This is a genomic window from Spiroplasma endosymbiont of Asaphidion curtum (assembly GCF_964031085.1).
Lineage (GTDB): Bacteria > Bacillota_I > Bacilli_A > Mycoplasmatales > Nriv7 > Nriv7.
On the sequence record NZ_OZ035001.1, the window covers coordinates 1151077 to 1167676 of the forward strand.

Annotated in this window: 20 protein-coding genes; 13 read left to right on the forward strand and 7 right to left on the reverse strand. The window is 25.1% G+C overall.

The features are described 5' to 3' along the window. Positions 1–21: 21 nt before the first annotated feature. The 8 genes from purB (at position 22) to AAHJ00_RS06925 (ending at position 5032) form a co-directional block, all read left to right on the forward strand. Positions 22–1320 (forward strand): adenylosuccinate lyase, encoded by a 1299-nt coding sequence (gene purB, locus AAHJ00_RS06890; RefSeq protein ID WP_342223914.1) that lies wholly within the window; start codon positions 22–24, stop codon positions 1318–1320. Between the two features lie 12 nt (positions 1321–1332). Next, complete coding sequence (gene rsmI / locus AAHJ00_RS06895; protein WP_342223915.1) at positions 1333–2178, forward strand: 16S rRNA (cytidine(1402)-2'-O)-methyltransferase; 846 nt, start codon at positions 1333–1335, stop codon at positions 2176–2178. Between the two features lie 126 nt (positions 2179–2304). Beyond that, positions 2305–2586: a hypothetical protein gene (locus tag AAHJ00_RS06900; protein ID WP_342223916.1), complete on the forward strand. Its 282-nt coding sequence runs from the start codon at positions 2305–2307 to the stop codon at positions 2584–2586. A gap of 192 nt (positions 2587–2778) precedes the next feature. After that, a complete protein-coding gene (locus tag AAHJ00_RS06905) occupies positions 2779–3234 on the forward strand; it encodes a FlxA-like family protein (RefSeq protein WP_342223917.1) in 456 nt (151 codons plus the stop codon). A 245-nt stretch (positions 3235–3479) separates the two neighbouring features. Further along, a complete protein-coding gene (locus tag AAHJ00_RS06910) occupies positions 3480–3773 on the forward strand; it encodes a hypothetical protein (protein WP_342223918.1) in 294 nt (97 codons plus the stop codon). Positions 3774–3784: 11 nt separating this feature from the next. Next, positions 3785–4054 (forward strand): transposase family protein, encoded by a 270-nt coding sequence (locus AAHJ00_RS06915; RefSeq protein ID WP_342223919.1) that lies wholly within the window; start codon positions 3785–3787, stop codon positions 4052–4054. Positions 4055–4235: 181 nt separating this feature from the next. Continuing rightward, positions 4236–4517 carry a transposase family protein gene (locus AAHJ00_RS06920; RefSeq protein ID WP_342224628.1) on the forward strand — a complete coding sequence of 94 codons (282 nt, stop codon included), beginning with the start codon at positions 4236–4238 and terminating at the stop codon, positions 4515–4517. Between the two features lie 386 nt (positions 4518–4903). Then, entirely contained in the window at positions 4904–5032 is a 129-nt protein-coding gene (locus AAHJ00_RS06925) for a hypothetical protein (protein ID WP_342223920.1), read from the forward strand. 72 nt (positions 5033–5104) lie between these two features. Here AAHJ00_RS06925 and AAHJ00_RS06930 read toward each other — a convergent pair whose 3' ends face one another. The 4 genes from AAHJ00_RS06930 to tpx form a co-directional block, all read right to left on the reverse strand. Further along, positions 5105–6064, reverse strand: a complete 960-nt coding sequence (locus AAHJ00_RS06930) for an IS1/IS1595 family N-terminal zinc-binding domain-containing protein (protein ID WP_342223921.1) — start codon at positions 6062–6064, stop codon at positions 5105–5107. A gap of 555 nt (positions 6065–6619) precedes the next feature. Further along, on the reverse strand, positions 6620–7570 hold the full coding sequence (locus AAHJ00_RS06935) for an IS30 family transposase (RefSeq protein ID WP_342223478.1): 951 nt from the start codon (positions 7568–7570) through the stop codon (positions 6620–6622). Positions 7571–7713: 143 nt separating this feature from the next. Continuing rightward, positions 7714–8537, reverse strand: a protein-coding gene (locus tag AAHJ00_RS06940) for an IS5 family transposase (protein ID WP_342223477.1) whose coding sequence is annotated in 2 segments (ribosomal slippage) — positions 7714–8141 and positions 8141–8537 — 825 coding nt in all. Because the reading frame shifts where the segments join, the coding sequence is not laid out codon by codon here. A gap of 135 nt (positions 8538–8672) precedes the next feature. Beyond that, the gene (tpx, locus tag AAHJ00_RS06945) at positions 8673–9161 is read right to left on the reverse strand and encodes a thiol peroxidase (protein ID WP_342223922.1); all 489 of its coding nucleotides are present in this window, start codon (positions 9159–9161) and stop codon (positions 8673–8675) included. Positions 9162–9253: 92 nt separating this feature from the next. On the opposite strand from tpx, the gene metG reads away from it, so the two are divergent. Further along, on the forward strand, positions 9254–10798 hold the full coding sequence (metG, locus tag AAHJ00_RS06950) for a methionine--tRNA ligase (protein WP_342223923.1): 1545 nt from the start codon (positions 9254–9256) through the stop codon (positions 10796–10798). 78 nt (positions 10799–10876) lie between these two features. Then, the gene (locus AAHJ00_RS06955; protein ID WP_342223479.1) at positions 10877–11329 is read left to right on the forward strand and encodes a transposase family protein; all 453 of its coding nucleotides are present in this window, start codon (positions 10877–10879) and stop codon (positions 11327–11329) included. A 66-nt stretch (positions 11330–11395) separates the two neighbouring features. Here AAHJ00_RS06955 and AAHJ00_RS06960 read toward each other — a convergent pair whose 3' ends face one another. After that, a complete protein-coding gene (locus tag AAHJ00_RS06960) occupies positions 11396–12346 on the reverse strand; it encodes an IS30 family transposase (RefSeq protein WP_342223924.1) in 951 nt (316 codons plus the stop codon). 57 nt (positions 12347–12403) lie between these two features. Here AAHJ00_RS06960 and AAHJ00_RS06965 point away from each other — a divergent pair, with 57 nt between their 5' ends. Next, positions 12404–12532 carry a hypothetical protein gene (locus tag AAHJ00_RS06965; RefSeq protein WP_342223925.1) on the forward strand — a complete coding sequence of 43 codons (129 nt, stop codon included), beginning with the start codon at positions 12404–12406 and terminating at the stop codon, positions 12530–12532. Here the strand turns inward: AAHJ00_RS06965 and AAHJ00_RS06970 are convergent. Beyond that, positions 12500–12940 (reverse strand): transposase family protein, encoded by a 441-nt coding sequence (locus AAHJ00_RS06970; protein ID WP_342223926.1) that lies wholly within the window; start codon positions 12938–12940, stop codon positions 12500–12502. The two genes, AAHJ00_RS06965 and AAHJ00_RS06970, sit on opposite strands and share 33 nt — an antisense overlap. Beyond that, positions 12889–13017, reverse strand: coding sequence for a hypothetical protein (locus tag AAHJ00_RS06975; RefSeq protein ID WP_342223927.1), 129 nt, complete (start codon positions 13015–13017; stop codon positions 12889–12891). The genes AAHJ00_RS06970 and AAHJ00_RS06975 overlap by 52 nt, the downstream gene beginning before the upstream one ends. 57 nt (positions 13018–13074) lie before the next feature. Between AAHJ00_RS06975 and AAHJ00_RS06980 the strand changes: the two genes are divergently transcribed. Together AAHJ00_RS06980 and mnmG are read left to right on the forward strand one after the other, a co-directional pair. Next, a complete protein-coding gene (locus tag AAHJ00_RS06980; protein WP_342223478.1) occupies positions 13075–14025 on the forward strand; it encodes an IS30 family transposase in 951 nt (316 codons plus the stop codon). A gap of 689 nt (positions 14026–14714) precedes the next feature. Continuing rightward, complete coding sequence (mnmG, locus tag AAHJ00_RS06985; RefSeq protein ID WP_342223928.1) at positions 14715–16586, forward strand: tRNA uridine-5-carboxymethylaminomethyl(34) synthesis enzyme MnmG; 1872 nt, start codon at positions 14715–14717, stop codon at positions 16584–16586. Positions 16587–16600: the final 14 nt, after the last annotated feature.

A 16600-nucleotide genomic window follows, 5' to 3' on the forward strand; every position in this document is an offset into this window, starting at 1 on the left:
TTCCATAAAGGAGGAATAAGGATGATTAAGCGTTATCAAACAAAAGAAATGAAAGTGATTTGAAGTGAAGAAAAGAAATATGATACTTGATTAAAAGTAGAATTATTAGTGTGTGATGCATGAGGCAATTTAGGATTAATTGATAAATCTGATTTTAAAAAATTGAAAAAAGTTAAAGTTGATTTAAAATTAATGAATAGTTTAGAAAAGCAAACACAACATGATATGGTTGCTTTTACAAGAATGTTATCAAATAGTTTAGAAAATGAAAAACGCTGAATTCATTTAGGATTAACTTCAACTGATGTTGTTGATACCGCTCAAAATTATTTAATTAAGCAAGCAAACGATGTTATTGCTAAAGAACTGCAAAAATTATTAGATAATTTAAAACTGAAAGCTTTAAAATATCGGAATTTAATTTGTATTGGAAGAACACACGGCATATTTGCCGAACCGACTTCTTTTGGTTTAAAATTTGTTTTATGGTATGAAGAAATTAATCGGCAAGTGGAAAGATTTTTGTTAGCGCGTAAGCAAATTGAAGTTATTAAAATTTCTGGTGCGGTTGGTAATTATGCGAATGTTGAACCAGTTGTGGAAGATTTTGTCAGACAAGAGTTAGGATTAGGCGTTGATAATATTTCAACGCAAGTAACTCAAAGAGATCGGCATGCGTTTCTTTTTAGTGTTTTTGCAAATATTGCTTCCACATTAGAAAAAATTGCTCTTGAAATTCGTCATAGTCAACGAAGTGAAGTTGATGAAATCCGCGAAGGATTTTCATTAAACCAAAAAGGTTCTAGTGCGATGCCTCATAAACAAAATCCAATTGGGAGTGAAAATATTTGTGGGTTAGCTCGTCTGATTCGTGCTAATAGTATTGTTGCTTATGAAAATAATTTGTTATGAAATGAAAGGGATATTTCGCATAGTTCTAATGAAAGAATAATTATTAGTGGAACATTTTCATTATTACATTTTATTTTAAAGCGGATGAATATGATTCTTAATCTTTTAGAAGTTAATGAAAAAAATATTGCTTTAAATATTGAAAAAACATTTAATACCTTTTTTAGTCAAAGATTGTTATTAGAAATTATTAAGAAAACCCAATTTTCTCGTGAAGAAATTTATGATTTTTTACAAGAGTGTACTTTTGCTAGTTTAAAAGAAAAACGAGATTTTAAGGAAGTAGTTAAAGAATATAAAATTTCTAAATATTTAGATGATGAGCAATTAGAAAAATGTTTTGATATTAATTATTTTGTTCGTAATGTTAATATTATTTATGAACGGGTTTTTCCTAAAAGGGAATAGGATAAGATAATAATGATTCAGAAAAGTTTTCGTAATGAGCGACCATCGTTATATTTAGTAGCAACGCCAATTGGCAATTTAAAAGAGTTAAATAGTCGGATTGCAGAAACCTTACAACTTGTTGTTGTAATTTTTTGTGAAGATACAAGAGTAAGTAATAAAATATTACAACATTTTAATATTAAGAAAAAACTTATTTCATTACATCAACATAATGAAAAAGAACGAATTAATTTAGTATTACATTCTTTAGATAATAATCAGTCAGTTGCTTTGCTAAGTGATGCGGGCTATCCGTTAATATTGGATCCCGGATATCAATTAGTCCAAGCAGTAATTGCTAAGAAATATAATGTTGTTAGTATTAGTGGTTCTAGTGCCTTATTAAATGCTTTAGTTTGTTCGGGATTACCACCATATCCGTTTTTATTTTGAGGTTTTTTAGACCACAAAGTGGGAAAACTTAAACAACAAGTTGAACAATTAAAATATCGTTCTGAATCGTTAATTTTTTATGTTGGCGTGCATCATTTAGAAAAAACATTAAGGGTGATAAAAGAAATTTTAGGTAATCGTGATGTTTGTTTAGCAAGAGAGTTAACTAAGATGTATGAAACTATTTATCGAATGCCATTAAATGATATTATTAATCTTGATTTAGCTTCATTAAAGGGTGAATTTGTGTTAATTGTTAAAGGTTATGAAGCGGTGGTTGATTATCGTTCTTTAACTATTAAAGACCACATTATATTAGTAGCTAAAAAGCAAAATATTACTATTAAAGAAGCAATTAAGGAAGTAGCAAATATGCGAAATCTTCCTAAAAGTCTTGTATATCAAGTCTATCATCAAGACTAACCCTAGAGAAATGTTGACATTTTACTATTTTTACTGTATAAATTAACGAGTTAAGGTATAAAATAGGAAAAGAAAGTTTCAGTTTATACTGAACAAATTATTAAAAAAAGAGGGAAAAATATGAATATGAATGGAACAAAGCGTTTATTAATGGCTTTGACAAGTATTACATTAGGTTTAGGAACAGCGACAATCGGTTTAGTTGCTTGTTCAACAGGGACAGTTACTTTTGATAAAATCACAAGTCAAGAAGCAATTGAACAGCTTAGAACAAATTTTGCTAATACTGTTAATACTTTAAAGACAAGAATTAAAACTTTGGAAACTCAATATGATGCACAAAAACAAGCATTTAAAGCAGTAAAAGATAAGATTGATAACCTAATTAATAGTAGACTTGGTACATAACCCTCAATTTTATCTACTATTTTGATAATATTATTTTCTAGATGAAGCACAAATGTTAGATAAATATAAAGATGAAAGTGAATTTTATAGTTTGGTAGGTGCAAAATGTTATAGTTATGTACCAAGTCTAGTGTAAAAACTATTGGAGAAAATAATGATGCATTATTACTAGAACTTAAAACACAATATGATGTGATTAAATCAAATGATACAGTTGTTGTAATTAAAGAGTTAGCTGAATTTGAAAGTCAAAAAACTAGCGCTTTAAAGTATGTTAAGGCTCTTGAAGACTACCGAGTTAGAAAAGAAAAAGCTTTAAATGATAAATTAGCTGAGAAGGATAGTCAAATTAGTAAATTAAATGAGCAAATTAAAATATATACAAAACAAGTTAAGTTAATTACTGATTTAGTTGCTACTTTTGGTAAAGAAGGTAGTTTAAAAGAACTTAAAAAAGTAAAAGAAGAAGCGAAATTTGAAGACCAAGTTGATCATATTAAAGCTGAGTTTGAAAGAATAATTAAAGAAAAAACTAAGCTTAATACTGAAAATGAAGCAAATAAGCAAGAAATTAAGGATGCTAATGAGGCTTTAGATGCTTTACAAATAGCGATTGATACTGGTAAAGAGCCGTTAAAACTGAATTAGAAACTGCTGTTGACAACTTAGAAGAGTTAATTAACAAATTCGAACAATAAGAGGCAATATTATGATGTTTAAAAATCTTTTAAACCTTTTAATTGTAGCTAGTTTGATAGTTGGGGTAGGGGTTACCTTTAATAGCTTGTGCTGGTAAAGCACCAATTCCTACGGAACAAAACTTAATTGTTAAAGATAGTATTTTTGATGAAATTGTTAATAAGACTTTATTTCGGGTTGAAAAACAAAGTTTAGTGAATAAAATTAATGATTTGACTAAACAAATAAAAAATCTTGATAAAAATATCAATTTAACTGTTGAAAAACTGGAAAATATTAAGGTCAAATTAGAAATTAAGATTAAAAAATACCAAGACGAATTAGCACTTTTAAATGCTGATTTACAAAAATTGGATGTATTAGTTAATAGTTTTGGTAAAGATAAATTAAAGGATATTAAGCCTTTTACTGGTTCTAAAACTGATTGAAAAGAGACTTGATACATAACCTTTAATTTTATCTACTATTTTGATAATATTATTTTCTAGATGAAGTACAAATGTTAGATAAATACAAAGACGAAAATGAATTTTATAGTCTAATAGGCATAAAATATAAAACTTTCATGAAAATGGTAGAAATTTTAAAAGAAGCTGAAGCAAAACAAAAACAAATTGGTGGTAGACCAAATAAATTATCAATAGAGCAAAGATTATTGATGACTTTAGAATACTGAAAAGAATATAGTACATATCGTATTATTGCAAAAAATATAATATTAGTCATGTTAGTTGTATTCGTAATATCTTTTGAGTTGAAAATACTCTAATAAAAAATAGTCACTTTCATATACCTGACAAAAAGATATTATTGGAAAATAAGGGTACTAATAATAATTTATTAGCAATTGATGCTACAGAAATTCCAATTGAAAGAATTAAAAAAAACTAAAATTATTATTTTCTGGTAAGAAAAGGCAACATTCATTAAAATCGCAAATAATTATTGATTTATTTAACAATAAGATTATTTCAGTAGATTTTTGTTATGGCAGTATTCATGATTATAAGTTATTTTTAAAATCAAATACACTTATAAATCCAAAATTAGAATTAATTGCTGATTCAGGATATCAAGGTTTGCAAAATGTTCATAAAAATACATTATTGCCAATTAAAAAGAGTAAAAATAATCCTTTAAATCCAGATAAAAAGGAATATAATAGCTTTTTAAGTAAAGTTAGAATTGCCATTGAACATGTTTTTGCTAGATTAAAAAGATTTAAATACTAGTTTATCGTTATCGCAATAAGATTAGAAGATTTGGATTACGATTTAACTTAATTTCAGGAATATATAATTTTGAATTAAGCTAGTTATAGTTATGTACCAAGTCTAAGGTAAAATTGCCCATATTAAAGCTGAATTTTTACGAATAATTGGTGAGAGAAAAGATTTAATTAAGGAAAATCATAGTTTAATAATACAACTTATTAAATTGTATTTTGAAACTGAGTTTAATTTTAATATCCGCAAATTAACTACTAGTAATACGAGATTAGATGCGTATAATAAGGCAAAAGAATTAATTAAAAATTTATTAGGTGATGATTACTAACTTTTAAAAATTTCATTTAAAGGTTCAGAAACTGATAACTTAACTGGCAATTCAGAATGATATGATATTGGATATTACTATTGGTAAAGAAACGGAAACGATTCGTTTTAAAGTAAAAAATATTGATATTGTTAGAAAGTCAGATGAAGAAATATTAACTTTTTTTAATTTTGTCGAAAACTCTTGATAAAATAAAAAGAATCATCAACTTGATAATTTTAAAATGCTTTTATGTAAAATTACTATTTTTACTTTAACTTTTTTATACATTAAAATATAATACCGCTGTTTGTTGGTTTGGAGTTAAACCCTTATGTTGGTATTTTCATTTTCAGAGATTTAAATAATTTTGAATATTAGTAAAACCTAAACCATGATAATGAATTAAGGCTTCTTTAAGACTAGATTGTAATTTACTGATTTTATTTAAGTTACGATAACTAGCTTCAGGATTAATTGTTGTTTTAGTTACACATAAAGTAGAATTTGTTTGTTTTGCTACTAAAAAATATAATTTTTGCATATCAGAAGTAATAATTGAATTTTTGTTAATTAATTCTTTGTTCATATTTTCAATAACTCATTGTTTTTGTAAACGTTTGGTGTTTGTGGATTTAACATAAATATTGTTATTATTATCAATTGCCATTTGAATACAGCATTTAGTATTAGTTGTGAATGGGTCAAGGTGAATTCTTCGTGGATCAGTTTTATGTTTGAAATTTCCTTTATGGATTTCTTTAATAAAAGTTTCATCGATTTGGATTTTACCAGATAATTTTTTAAATTTTAATTGGGTATTTTCTAATTGTTTTGATTTTATTAATTTTTGACGATTATATCAAGCGGTTTTTAATGTAGTTTTAATAAAACGAGAAATTGTTTTACTAGATTGCCCCAGCAATGAAATTTGAATCAATAAATTTCATTGTTCATAATTTAAATGACTTCAATAAATAAAATGATTACGAAAAGCGTCAAAACTTGCACAGCAATTTTTACATAAATATTTTTGTTTTCCTTCTGAATTATGTCCATTTTTAACGCAATGGTAAGATTCACATTTAGGGCATTTAATACCTTGAGCTCTAAATTTTTGATCAATTTCATTTAAACGTTTTTGTTTTTTTATTAATTCTGCTTGTTGTTTGACTTTTTCATAAAATTCTAAAAATTGATCATCTGTTAAATTATTTACTAGTTCTTGAATTATTTTTTCCATAATTATTATCCACCTCTATCATATTAAAAATATACCTAAAATTAAGTATATTCAATAAATATCAAGAGTTTTCGACAAAATTAAAATTAACTTTAGTTAAAAATTTTTAAAAAATTTGTTATAATTAAAATTTGAAGGAACTTAAAAACTCAAGGAAAGAAGACATTGCTCTTTTAAAGGAAGAATTACAAAAATATTTGAGGAAAATAAACTATAATCAAGTAAGTATTGAAGATGGGACATCAATTTCAAAAAATAATAAATTAACTTCTTTTTTGGTGAAACAGATCTTGATTTAATTGTTAAAGTTGGTAGTTTAGATGAAGTTTCATTAAGTTTATATTTAGCAGGGCTTTCACATATATAAACTTATATAAATTAATAGACTTCTTGCATTACTTATTAAAATAATTACAAATTATTTGTAAATAAAAAATACTATATAGTAATTTCTAACTTTTATTAGGTTAATACTTATGGATTTTATTAAATGTGTAAATTTTGACACAACAAAAAATTATTTTATTATTTGCCAAATTGTAAAGTTAAGTGCAACTAAATTATTTTTCTAACCAAATATTCGATTGGTGAAAGATAATTTAGTATTTTTCTTGGTCTTTGGTTTAAAGACAATATAAATTTATGAACTGCATTTTTAGTAGTATTTGAAAAATTAAATTTTTTAGGAAATTTTTCTCTAATTAAACCATTAGTATTTTCATTAGTACCTCTTTGTCAAGGCGAATACGCATTAGCAAAATAAATTTTCACATTTAAATTTTTTTCAAGTTGTTGTCAATTAGAAAATTCTTTACCCCTATCAAATGTTATAGTCTTAACAAGATTATTTGGAAGAATTGATAAATAATGGCTAATGTTTTCGTTAACAACTTTAGTAGTTCTATTTTCAACTAACATTGCTAAAGTAAATCTTGATGTTCTTTCAACTAAAGTTATTAAACATGATTTACTTTTACCTCGTGATGATACTACAGTATCACCTTCTCAATGACCAACAGTTATACGATTATTAACATTAATATTTCGTTCTTTAATTGATTTACCATTAAATTTACCGCGATTTTCTTGAGATTTTCGTTTCTTACCTTTTCTTCTTAAATTTTTATTAGTAACTTTTTCAAGTAATCCAGAATAAATTCAATTGTAAATTGTTTTAAAACTAATAATTCATTCTTTATGAAAATTTTTAATTCTGCCATAAATTTGTTCAGGCGATCAACCTAATAGTAATTTTTGTTGTACATATTTTACTAATTCTCTATTTTTAAACTTATGAAAATAAACATGTGATTGTTTTCTGTTTTCTGCTTTATTTTGTGCAATTAATGAAAAATAATGATTACTATCTTTATTTCTATTGACTTCTCGAATAATAGTACTAATACTTCGATTAAGATTTTTAGCTATTTCACTAATTTTTACTTTAAACTTCAATTGATTCTCAATATAAATTCTTTCATATATGCCAAGATGTTTGTAACCCATATAAAAACTCCTTGCTTTGTTTTTTCTAAAATAAACTTAGCATCATGAAATTTTTATATGAGATTTTTTGCAATTTTATTTACTTGCACTTACAAGTATAATTCAGCATTTAAATTTAATTTTAAATAAATATTTTATGTTATCTATAATTGCAAATTATAAATTGAAGCAATTAAATTAAATCTTAAACTAAATCGTTTTCTACGATTACGATATTTTTCAGTAATAATTTTAAATTTTTTAAGAATAGCAAAAATATTTTCAATAATAATTCTCATTTTTGAAATTAATTTATTATTATGTTTTTGTTCTTTATTTAAAGGGTTTTTCTTTGTTTTTTTCTTAGGTATTAGAACATTACTATGAATTTTTTGTATTCCTTGATAACCATTATCAACTATTAATTTAGTATTTTTTAAAATTGGGATTTTTGATTCTTTAAATAAACAAAAATCATGCTTTTTACCGAGAGAAAAATTTGTTGCAATAATTATTTTGCTTTCTTTTTCAATAATTACTTGTGTTTTAATAGTGTGTTTTTTCTTTTTTCCTGAATAAGATTGTTTTTGTCTTTTTTTGGGCGTTGAATGGGTGTTTCTGTAGCATCAATAATAATTGTTTTATCATTAAAATAATCATTTATTAATGCTTTTTTACCAGCAAGTTGTTGAAAATCAGGATGTTTGATTAAAATATCTTCAATTCACTTGATATTTCGATAACAACTAGCTTCACTAATATCAAAACTTTTACCAAGATGAAAATAAGTACGATATTCTCGTCAATATGATAAAGTCATCAATAATCTATTTTCTAATGATAATTTATTATTTTTACCACCTCTTTTAAACTTTTTTAACTCAGCTTCTTTTAAAATATTTAACATTTTATTAAAAGTACTTTGCTTTATTCCAGTTAATCGTAATAATTCTTTATCATTAATAAAATTAAATTTATCAAATTTCATAATCTTAAATTCCTTATAATTTCTATTTTAAATATATTTTATAGGAATTTTGTTTAATAAATAAGTAATGCAAGAAGTCTAATAATAAAATAAATAAAACACACTTTGTACAAAGTGTGTTTTTAACATGTGTGATTATTTGTTTAAAAAGTCTCATAGTTTAGTGTAATTAGGTTCCGCTGATGTTTCTTCGTTAATATCAATGTAGATAACGATGTTATTTTTATCTAATACTAATAAGGTTCTTGCTAGAAGTTCTAGTTTTTGGATTACTAAACCAGTTTTAATGCCGAAATCACGATATTTGTAGTCAGATATAAGGATGTGATTATTGTCTTTAAAACTTTCACAAGCTTTATTTTGGGCGAAGGGTAGGTCTCTTGAAATTGTAATTAGTTGCATATTTTCTAGTTTACTAATATTTTCGTTCATATGTTTAGTTTGGGTTAAACAAGTGCTAGTATCAACACTGGGGACAACTGAGATTACTTTCTTTTTCTTGACGATGTCAGTTATTTTAAAGTCTGACATATTAAGATTAGTGGCGACAAAATCAAGAGTTTCACCAATTTTAATTGGTTCTTTAATTAATTGTAAAGGTTTTCCTTTCATTTTTACTTCCATATTAGTCCTCCTTAGGGTATGTATAATTTAATTATATAAAGAAATGGTGTAATATAATATATAATATAAATAATTTAATAAAGGATGAAGTTATGCAACCAAAATATTTTTATGTTTCGACGCCAATATATTATCCTAATAATGAATTACACTTAGGGCACGCGTATACAACAGTTTTAAGTGATGTTTTAGCTCGTTATAAGAAACAACAAGGTTATGAAGTATTTTTTGCTACTGGTAGTGATGAACACGGACAAAAAATTGCTAAAGCAGCACAATTAGCGAATATTACTCCCCAAGAATTTGTTGATGGCATCGTTAATAAGTTTAAAGATTTATGAACAGCTTTACAGATTGATTATTCTAAATTTATCAGAACTACTAGTCAAGAACATACTATTGTTGTTGAAAAAATCTTTAATCAGTTATTAGTCCAAGAAGATATTTACTTAGATCAATATGAAGGCTGATATTGTATTGCTTGTGAAGAATTTGTTACCAAATCACAAATTTCTCATGATAAGTTGCATTTGTTGTGTAATCAACAATTAAAGTTTTTACAAGAAGAAAGTTATTTTTTTAAAGTTTCAAAGTATCAAGAACAATTGTTAGATTACTATCATCAACACCCTGACTTTATTTATCCTGAATCACGAATGAATGAAATGATTAATAATTTTTTAAGTCCGGGACTTCAAGATTTAAGTGTTACAAGAACAAGTTTTAATTGAGGGATTCTGGTTAAACAAAATTCTAAACATATAATTTATGTTTGAATTGATGCTTTAAGCAACTATTTAAGTTCATTAGGTTATCTCTCATCAGATAATAGTGAATTTAATAAATATTGGGGAGAAAATAGTGAAATTGTGCAATTTTTAGGTAAAGAAATTACTAGATTTCATGCCATTTATTGGCCAATCTTATTAATGGCATTAAATATTCGTTTACCTAATAAATTAATTAGTCATTCGTGAATCACAATGAATGATGATAAAATGTCAAAATCAAAAGATAATAGTATTAATCCATTACAATTAATTAATGAGTATGGCAGTGATGCTTTACGATTTTTTCTTGTTAATGATTTACATATTACTAGAGATAGTAATTATAGTTTACAATTATTAATTGATTCATATAACAGTAATTTAGTTAATAATTTAGGTAATTTATTATCAAGAACAATGACAATGACAGAAAAATATTTTAATAATGTTATTCCGCAGTATGTTCCTAGTACTAATGATTTAGATAAGGCATTAGAACAACACATTCATTTAACAATTGAAAGTTATGAAGCAAAAATGAATCAATATTTAATTAATGATGCTGTTAAAACAGTAATTGAGTTATTACATTATGCTAATAAATATATTGAAGAAAGAACTCCTTGAGTATTATTTACTAATCCTGATGCTAATTTAAATAAAGTTATTAATAATTTATTACAAGTTTTAAAAGTAAGTGCGTATTTATTACAACCTATTTTAGTAACTAAAAGTATTGTTATTTTTCAACAATTAAATATTAATTACGAACAGTTAAATTTTACAAATTTAACTAATTTTCAAGACTTAGATAATGTTAAAATCAATTTGAAACAAATATTATTTCCGAGAATAAATAATAATTAGACTTCTTGCATTACTTATTTATTAAACAAAATTCCTATAAAATATATTTAAAATAGAAATTATAAGGAATTTAAGATTATGAAATTTGATAAATTTAATTTTATTAATGATAAAGAATTATTACGATTAACTGGAATAAAGCAAAGTACTTTTAATAAAATGTTAAATATTTTAAAAGAAGCTGAGTTAAAAAAGTTTAAAAGAGGTGGTAAAAATAATAAATTATCATTAGAAAATAGATTATTGATGACTTTATCATATTGACGAGAATATCGTACTTATTTTCATCTTGGTAAAAGTTTTGATATTAGTGAAGCTAGTTGTTATCGAAATATCAAGTGAATTGAAGATATTTTAATCAAACATCCTGATTTTCAACAACTTGCTGGTAAAAAAGCATTAATAAATGATTATTTTAATGATAAAACAATTATTATTGATGCTACAGAAACACCCATTCAACGCCCAAAAAAAGACAAAAACAATCTTATTCAGGAAAAAAGAAAAAACACACTATTAAAACACAAGTAATTATTAGACTTCTTGCATTACTTATTAAAATAATTTGTAATTGCCAAATTGTAAAGTTAAGTGCAACTAAATTATTTTTCTAACCAAATATTCGATTGGTGAAAGATAATTTAGTATTTTTCTTGGTCTTTGGTTTAAAGACAATATAAATTTATGAACTGCATTTTTAGTAGTATTTGAAAAATTAAATTTTTTAGGAAATTTTTCTCTAATTAAACCATTAGTATTTTCATTAGTACCTCTTTGTCAAGGCGAATACGCATTAGCAAAATAAATTTTCACATTTAAATTTTTTTCAAGTTGTTGTCAATTAGAAAATTCTTTACCCCTATCAAATGTTATAGTCTTAACAAGATTATTTGGAAGAATTGATAAATAATGGCTAATGTTTTTGTTAACAACTTTAGTAGTTCTATTTTCAACTAACATTGCTAAAGTAAATCTTGATGTTCTTTCAACTAAAGTTATTAAACATGATTTACTTTTACCTCGTGATGATACTACAGTATCACCTTCTCAATGACCAACAGTTATACGATTATTAACATTAATATTTCGTTCTTTAATTGATTTACCATTAAATTTACCGCGATTTTCTTGAGATTTTCGTTTCTTACCTTTTCTTCTTAAATTTTTATTAGTAACTTTTTCAAGTAATCCAGAATAAATTCAATTGTAAATTGTTTTAAAACTAATAATTCATTCTTTATGAAAATTTTTAATTCTGCCATAAATTTGTTCAGGCGATCAACCTAATAGTAATTTTTGTTGTATATATTTTACTAATTCTCTATTTTTAAACTTATGAAAATAAACATGTGATTGTTTTCTGTTTTCTGCTTTATTTTGTGCAATTAATGAAAAATAATGATTACTATCTTTATTTCTATTGACTTCTCGAATAATAGTACTAATACTTCGATTAAGATTTTTAGCTATTTCACTAATTTTTACTTTAAACTTCAATTGATTCTCAATATAAATTCTTTCATATATGCCAAGATGTTTGTAACCCATATAAAAACTCCTTGCTTTGTTTTTTCTAAAATAAACTTAGCATCATGAAATTTTTATATGAGATTTTTTGCAATTTTATTTACTTGCACTTACAAGTATAATTCAGCAATTATTTTAATAAGTAATGCAAGAAGTCTAATAATTACTTGTGTTTTAATAGTGTGTTTTTTCTTTTTTCCTGAATAAGATTGTTTTTGTCTTTTTTGGGCGTTGAATGGGTGTTTCTGTAGCATCAATAATAATTGTTTTATCATTAAAATAATCATTTATTAATGCTTTTTTACCAGCAAGTTGTTGAAAATCAGGATGTTTGATTAAAATATCTTCAATTCACTTGATATTTCGATAACAACTAGCTTCACTAATATCAAAACTTTTACCAAGATGAAAATAAGTACGATATTCTCGTCAATATGATAAAGTCATCAATAATCTATTTTCTAATGATAATTTATTATTTTTACCACCTCTTTTAAACTTTTTTAACTCAGCTTCTTTTAAAATATTTAACATTTTATTAAAAGTACTTTGCTTTATTCCAGTTAATCGTAATAATTCTTTATCATTAATAAAATTAAATTTATCAAATTTCATAATCTTAAATTCCTTATAATTTCTATTGCTGAATTATACTTGTAAGTGCAAGTAAATAAAATTGCAAAAAATCTCATATAAAAATTTCATGATGCTAAGTTTATTTTAGAAAAAACAAAGCAAGGAGTTTTTATATGGGTTACAAACATCTTGGCATATATGAAAGAATTTATATTGAGAATCAATTGAAGTTTAAAGTAAAAATTAGTGAAATAGCTAAAAATCTTAATCGAAGTATTAGTACTATTATTCGAGAAGTCAATAGAAATAAAGATAGTAATCATTATTTTTCATTAATTGCACAAAATAAAGCAGAAAACAGAAAACAATCACATGTTTATTTTCATAAGTTTAAAAATAGAGAATTAGTAAAATATGTACAACAAAAATTACTATTAGGTTGATCGCCTGAACAAATTTATGGCAGAATTAAAAATTTTCATAAAGAATGAATTATTAGTTTTAAAACAATTTACAATTGAATTTATTCTGGATTACTTGAAAAAGTTACTAATAAAAATTTAAGAAGAAAAGGTAAGAAACGAAAATCTCAAGAAAATCGCGGTAAATTTAATGGTAAATCAATTAAAGAACGAAATATTAATGTTAATAATCGTATAACTGTTGGTCATTGAGAAGGTGATACTGTAGTATCATCACGAGGTAAAAGTAAATCATGTTTAATAACTTTAGTTGAAAGAACATCAAGATTTACTTTAGCAATGTTAGTTGAAAATAGAACTACTAAAGTTGTTAACGAAAACATTAGCCATTATTTATCAATTCTTCCAAATAATCTTGTTAAGACTATAACATTTGATAGGGGTAAAGAATTTTCTAATTGACAACAACTTGAAAAAAATTTAAATGTGAAAATTTATTTTGCTAATGCGTATTCGCCTTGACAAAGAGGTACTAATGAAAATACTAATGGTTTAATTAGAGAAAAATTTCCTAAAAAATTTAATTTTTCAAATACTACTAAAAATGCAGTTCATAAATTTATATTGTCTTTAAACCAAAGACCAAGAAAAATACTAAATTATCTTTCACCAATCGAATATTTGGTTAGAAAAATAATTTAGTTGCACTTAACTTTACAATTTGGCTATAATTAATAGGATAAGGTATAAATTAGAAATAACAGATCAAAAAATTACAAATTTAAACTACAAAAAAGTTTTAAATAAATGACAAATAGAAGTAGATAAAATTGAGGGTTATGTACCAAGTCTAATGTTAATAATACTATACAATCTGATGGTCTTTTAAAACTTGATGAAAATTATAAAGCAGTTATCCTTAAAGTTGGTACATTTAGTAAAGAAATAAGAGTTTATCTTGGTAATTTTCAAAATATTAGTAATTACTTAAATAAAGTAATTGAAAAAGATGGTAATTTCTTTGATGAGATAGTAGATATTGACTATTATGATAATAAAGAAGTTAGTTTAATTAATGCTGAAAAAATTGCTAATTTTTATAAAAACAAATTTGGTTGAAAAGTTAAAGTAGGTTTCATATATAGATTAAAAAATTTTGTTATTTCGTTAGATGATTATCATTTTAAACTTACTAAGTTTCTTGGCGCCACACTTGTTATTCCCATTGATAAAAGTATTATTGAAGGTCAAGAGTTTGTAAAGGTTTTTGGTTAATAAAAAAAATATAAATTTAAAACAAGACTTGTAAAAAAGTCTTGTTTTTATTTGAGAAGTAAATAAGATATAATTTAAGGGAAATAAATTAAAAGGTATTAAAGTAGGTGATTTAAATGGCATATGCTGTAATTGTTATTGGCGGTGGACACGCTGGGGTGGAAGCAGCTTTAGCTTGTGCACGATTAAAGCATAAGACACTGATGGTTACTCTTGAACCGACAAAGATTGCGAGTATGCCTTGTAATCCATCAATTGGTGGTCCTGCTAAGGGAATTGTTGTTAGAGAAATTGATGCTTTGGGTGGTGAGATGGCTAAAGCTGCTGATAAAACAGCATTACAAATGAAACTATTAAATAGTTCACGCGGACCAGCAGTGTGAGCATTAAGAACGCAATCTGATAAGATTGCATATAGTAAATATATGTATGATGTTATTAGGCAACAAGATAATTTAACAGTACTATCAGCAATGGTAAATGAGTTATTAATAGAAAATAATACTGTTAAGGGTATAATTTTAAATGACGGTACAATAATTAAAGCTAAAAAAGTTATTTTAACAACAGGTACTTATATGGAAGCTAAAGTTTTACAAGGTTCTAGTGTTAAAAAGGAAGGTCCTGATGGACAAAAAGGTTCTTATGGAATATCAAAACAATTAGCACAATTAGGATTTAAAGTTATTCGCTTAAAAACCGGAACACCACCACGAGTTCATAAAGATAGTATTGATTACAGTAAAATGCAATTAGAATTAGGAACTGATTTACCATTAGCATTTTCTTTTTCTACAAAAGAGTTTGTCCCTTTAAAAAAACAAGTTCCTTGCTGACTTATTTATACTAATGAAAACACTCATAAAATTATTAATGAAAATTTAAAGGCATCAGCAATGTATCGTGCTATACCAAGTAGTGTTGGACCAAGATATTGTCCAAGTATTGAAGATAAGGTTGTTAGATTTATTGATAAATCACGACATCAAATTTTTTTAGAACCAGAATCAGTCGCTTTAGAAACAATTTATGTTCAAGGATTTTCCACATCAATGCCGATTGATATACAAGATCAGATGTTAAGAACCTTGCCGGGACTAGAAAATGTCCAAGTTCTTAAATGAGCTTATGCTATTGAATATGATGCCATTGATCCTTGACAACTAAAACCGACATTAGAAACCAAAATAATTAAAAATTTATTTAGTGCCGGACAAATTAATGGTACTAGTGGTTATGAAGAAGCTGCTTGTCAAGGATTAATGGCGGCGATTAATGTTCATTGTCAATTAGTGAATAAGGCACCATTTATTTTAAGAAGAGATGAAGCGTATATCGGAGTTTTAATTGATGATTTAGTTACTAAAGGAGTATCTGAACCTTATCGGTTATTAACTTCACGAGCTGAACATCGGATTTTTTTAAGAAATGATAATGCTGAAGATCGGTTAAAAAAATATGCTGATGATATTGGTTTAGTAAGTAGGGTAGAGTGAAATGAATATCAAAAACAATGTCAATTACAAAATATTGTTGAAAATGAATTAAGAGTAACACGATTTACTCCTAATTCAACAATTCAAAAGGCATTACAAGAAAGTAATTTTTCATTGTTAACTACTGGTATTAGTGCGTGAGATTTACTAAAACGACCAGAAATATCATTAAATTTTTTAGTACCTTATGTTACTAGTATTAGTTTATTAAATCAAAATCAAAAAACTAATTGTGAAATTAAAAATAAATTTAGTGGTTATTTAATTCGTCATCAAAAGCAAATTACGCGAAAAATTAAATTAGAAAAAAAACAAATTCCGCAAGATATTAACTATGATTTTGTTGCTAATATTGCTATTGAAGCGAGAGAAAAATTAAAGTTAGTTCAACCGTTAACAGTTGCTCAAGCTTCACGAATTTCGGGAGTTAATCCTGCCGATATTGTATCATTGTTATTTCATTTACAAAAAAAATATCCACAAACTAGTTAATAATTAGTTTGTTA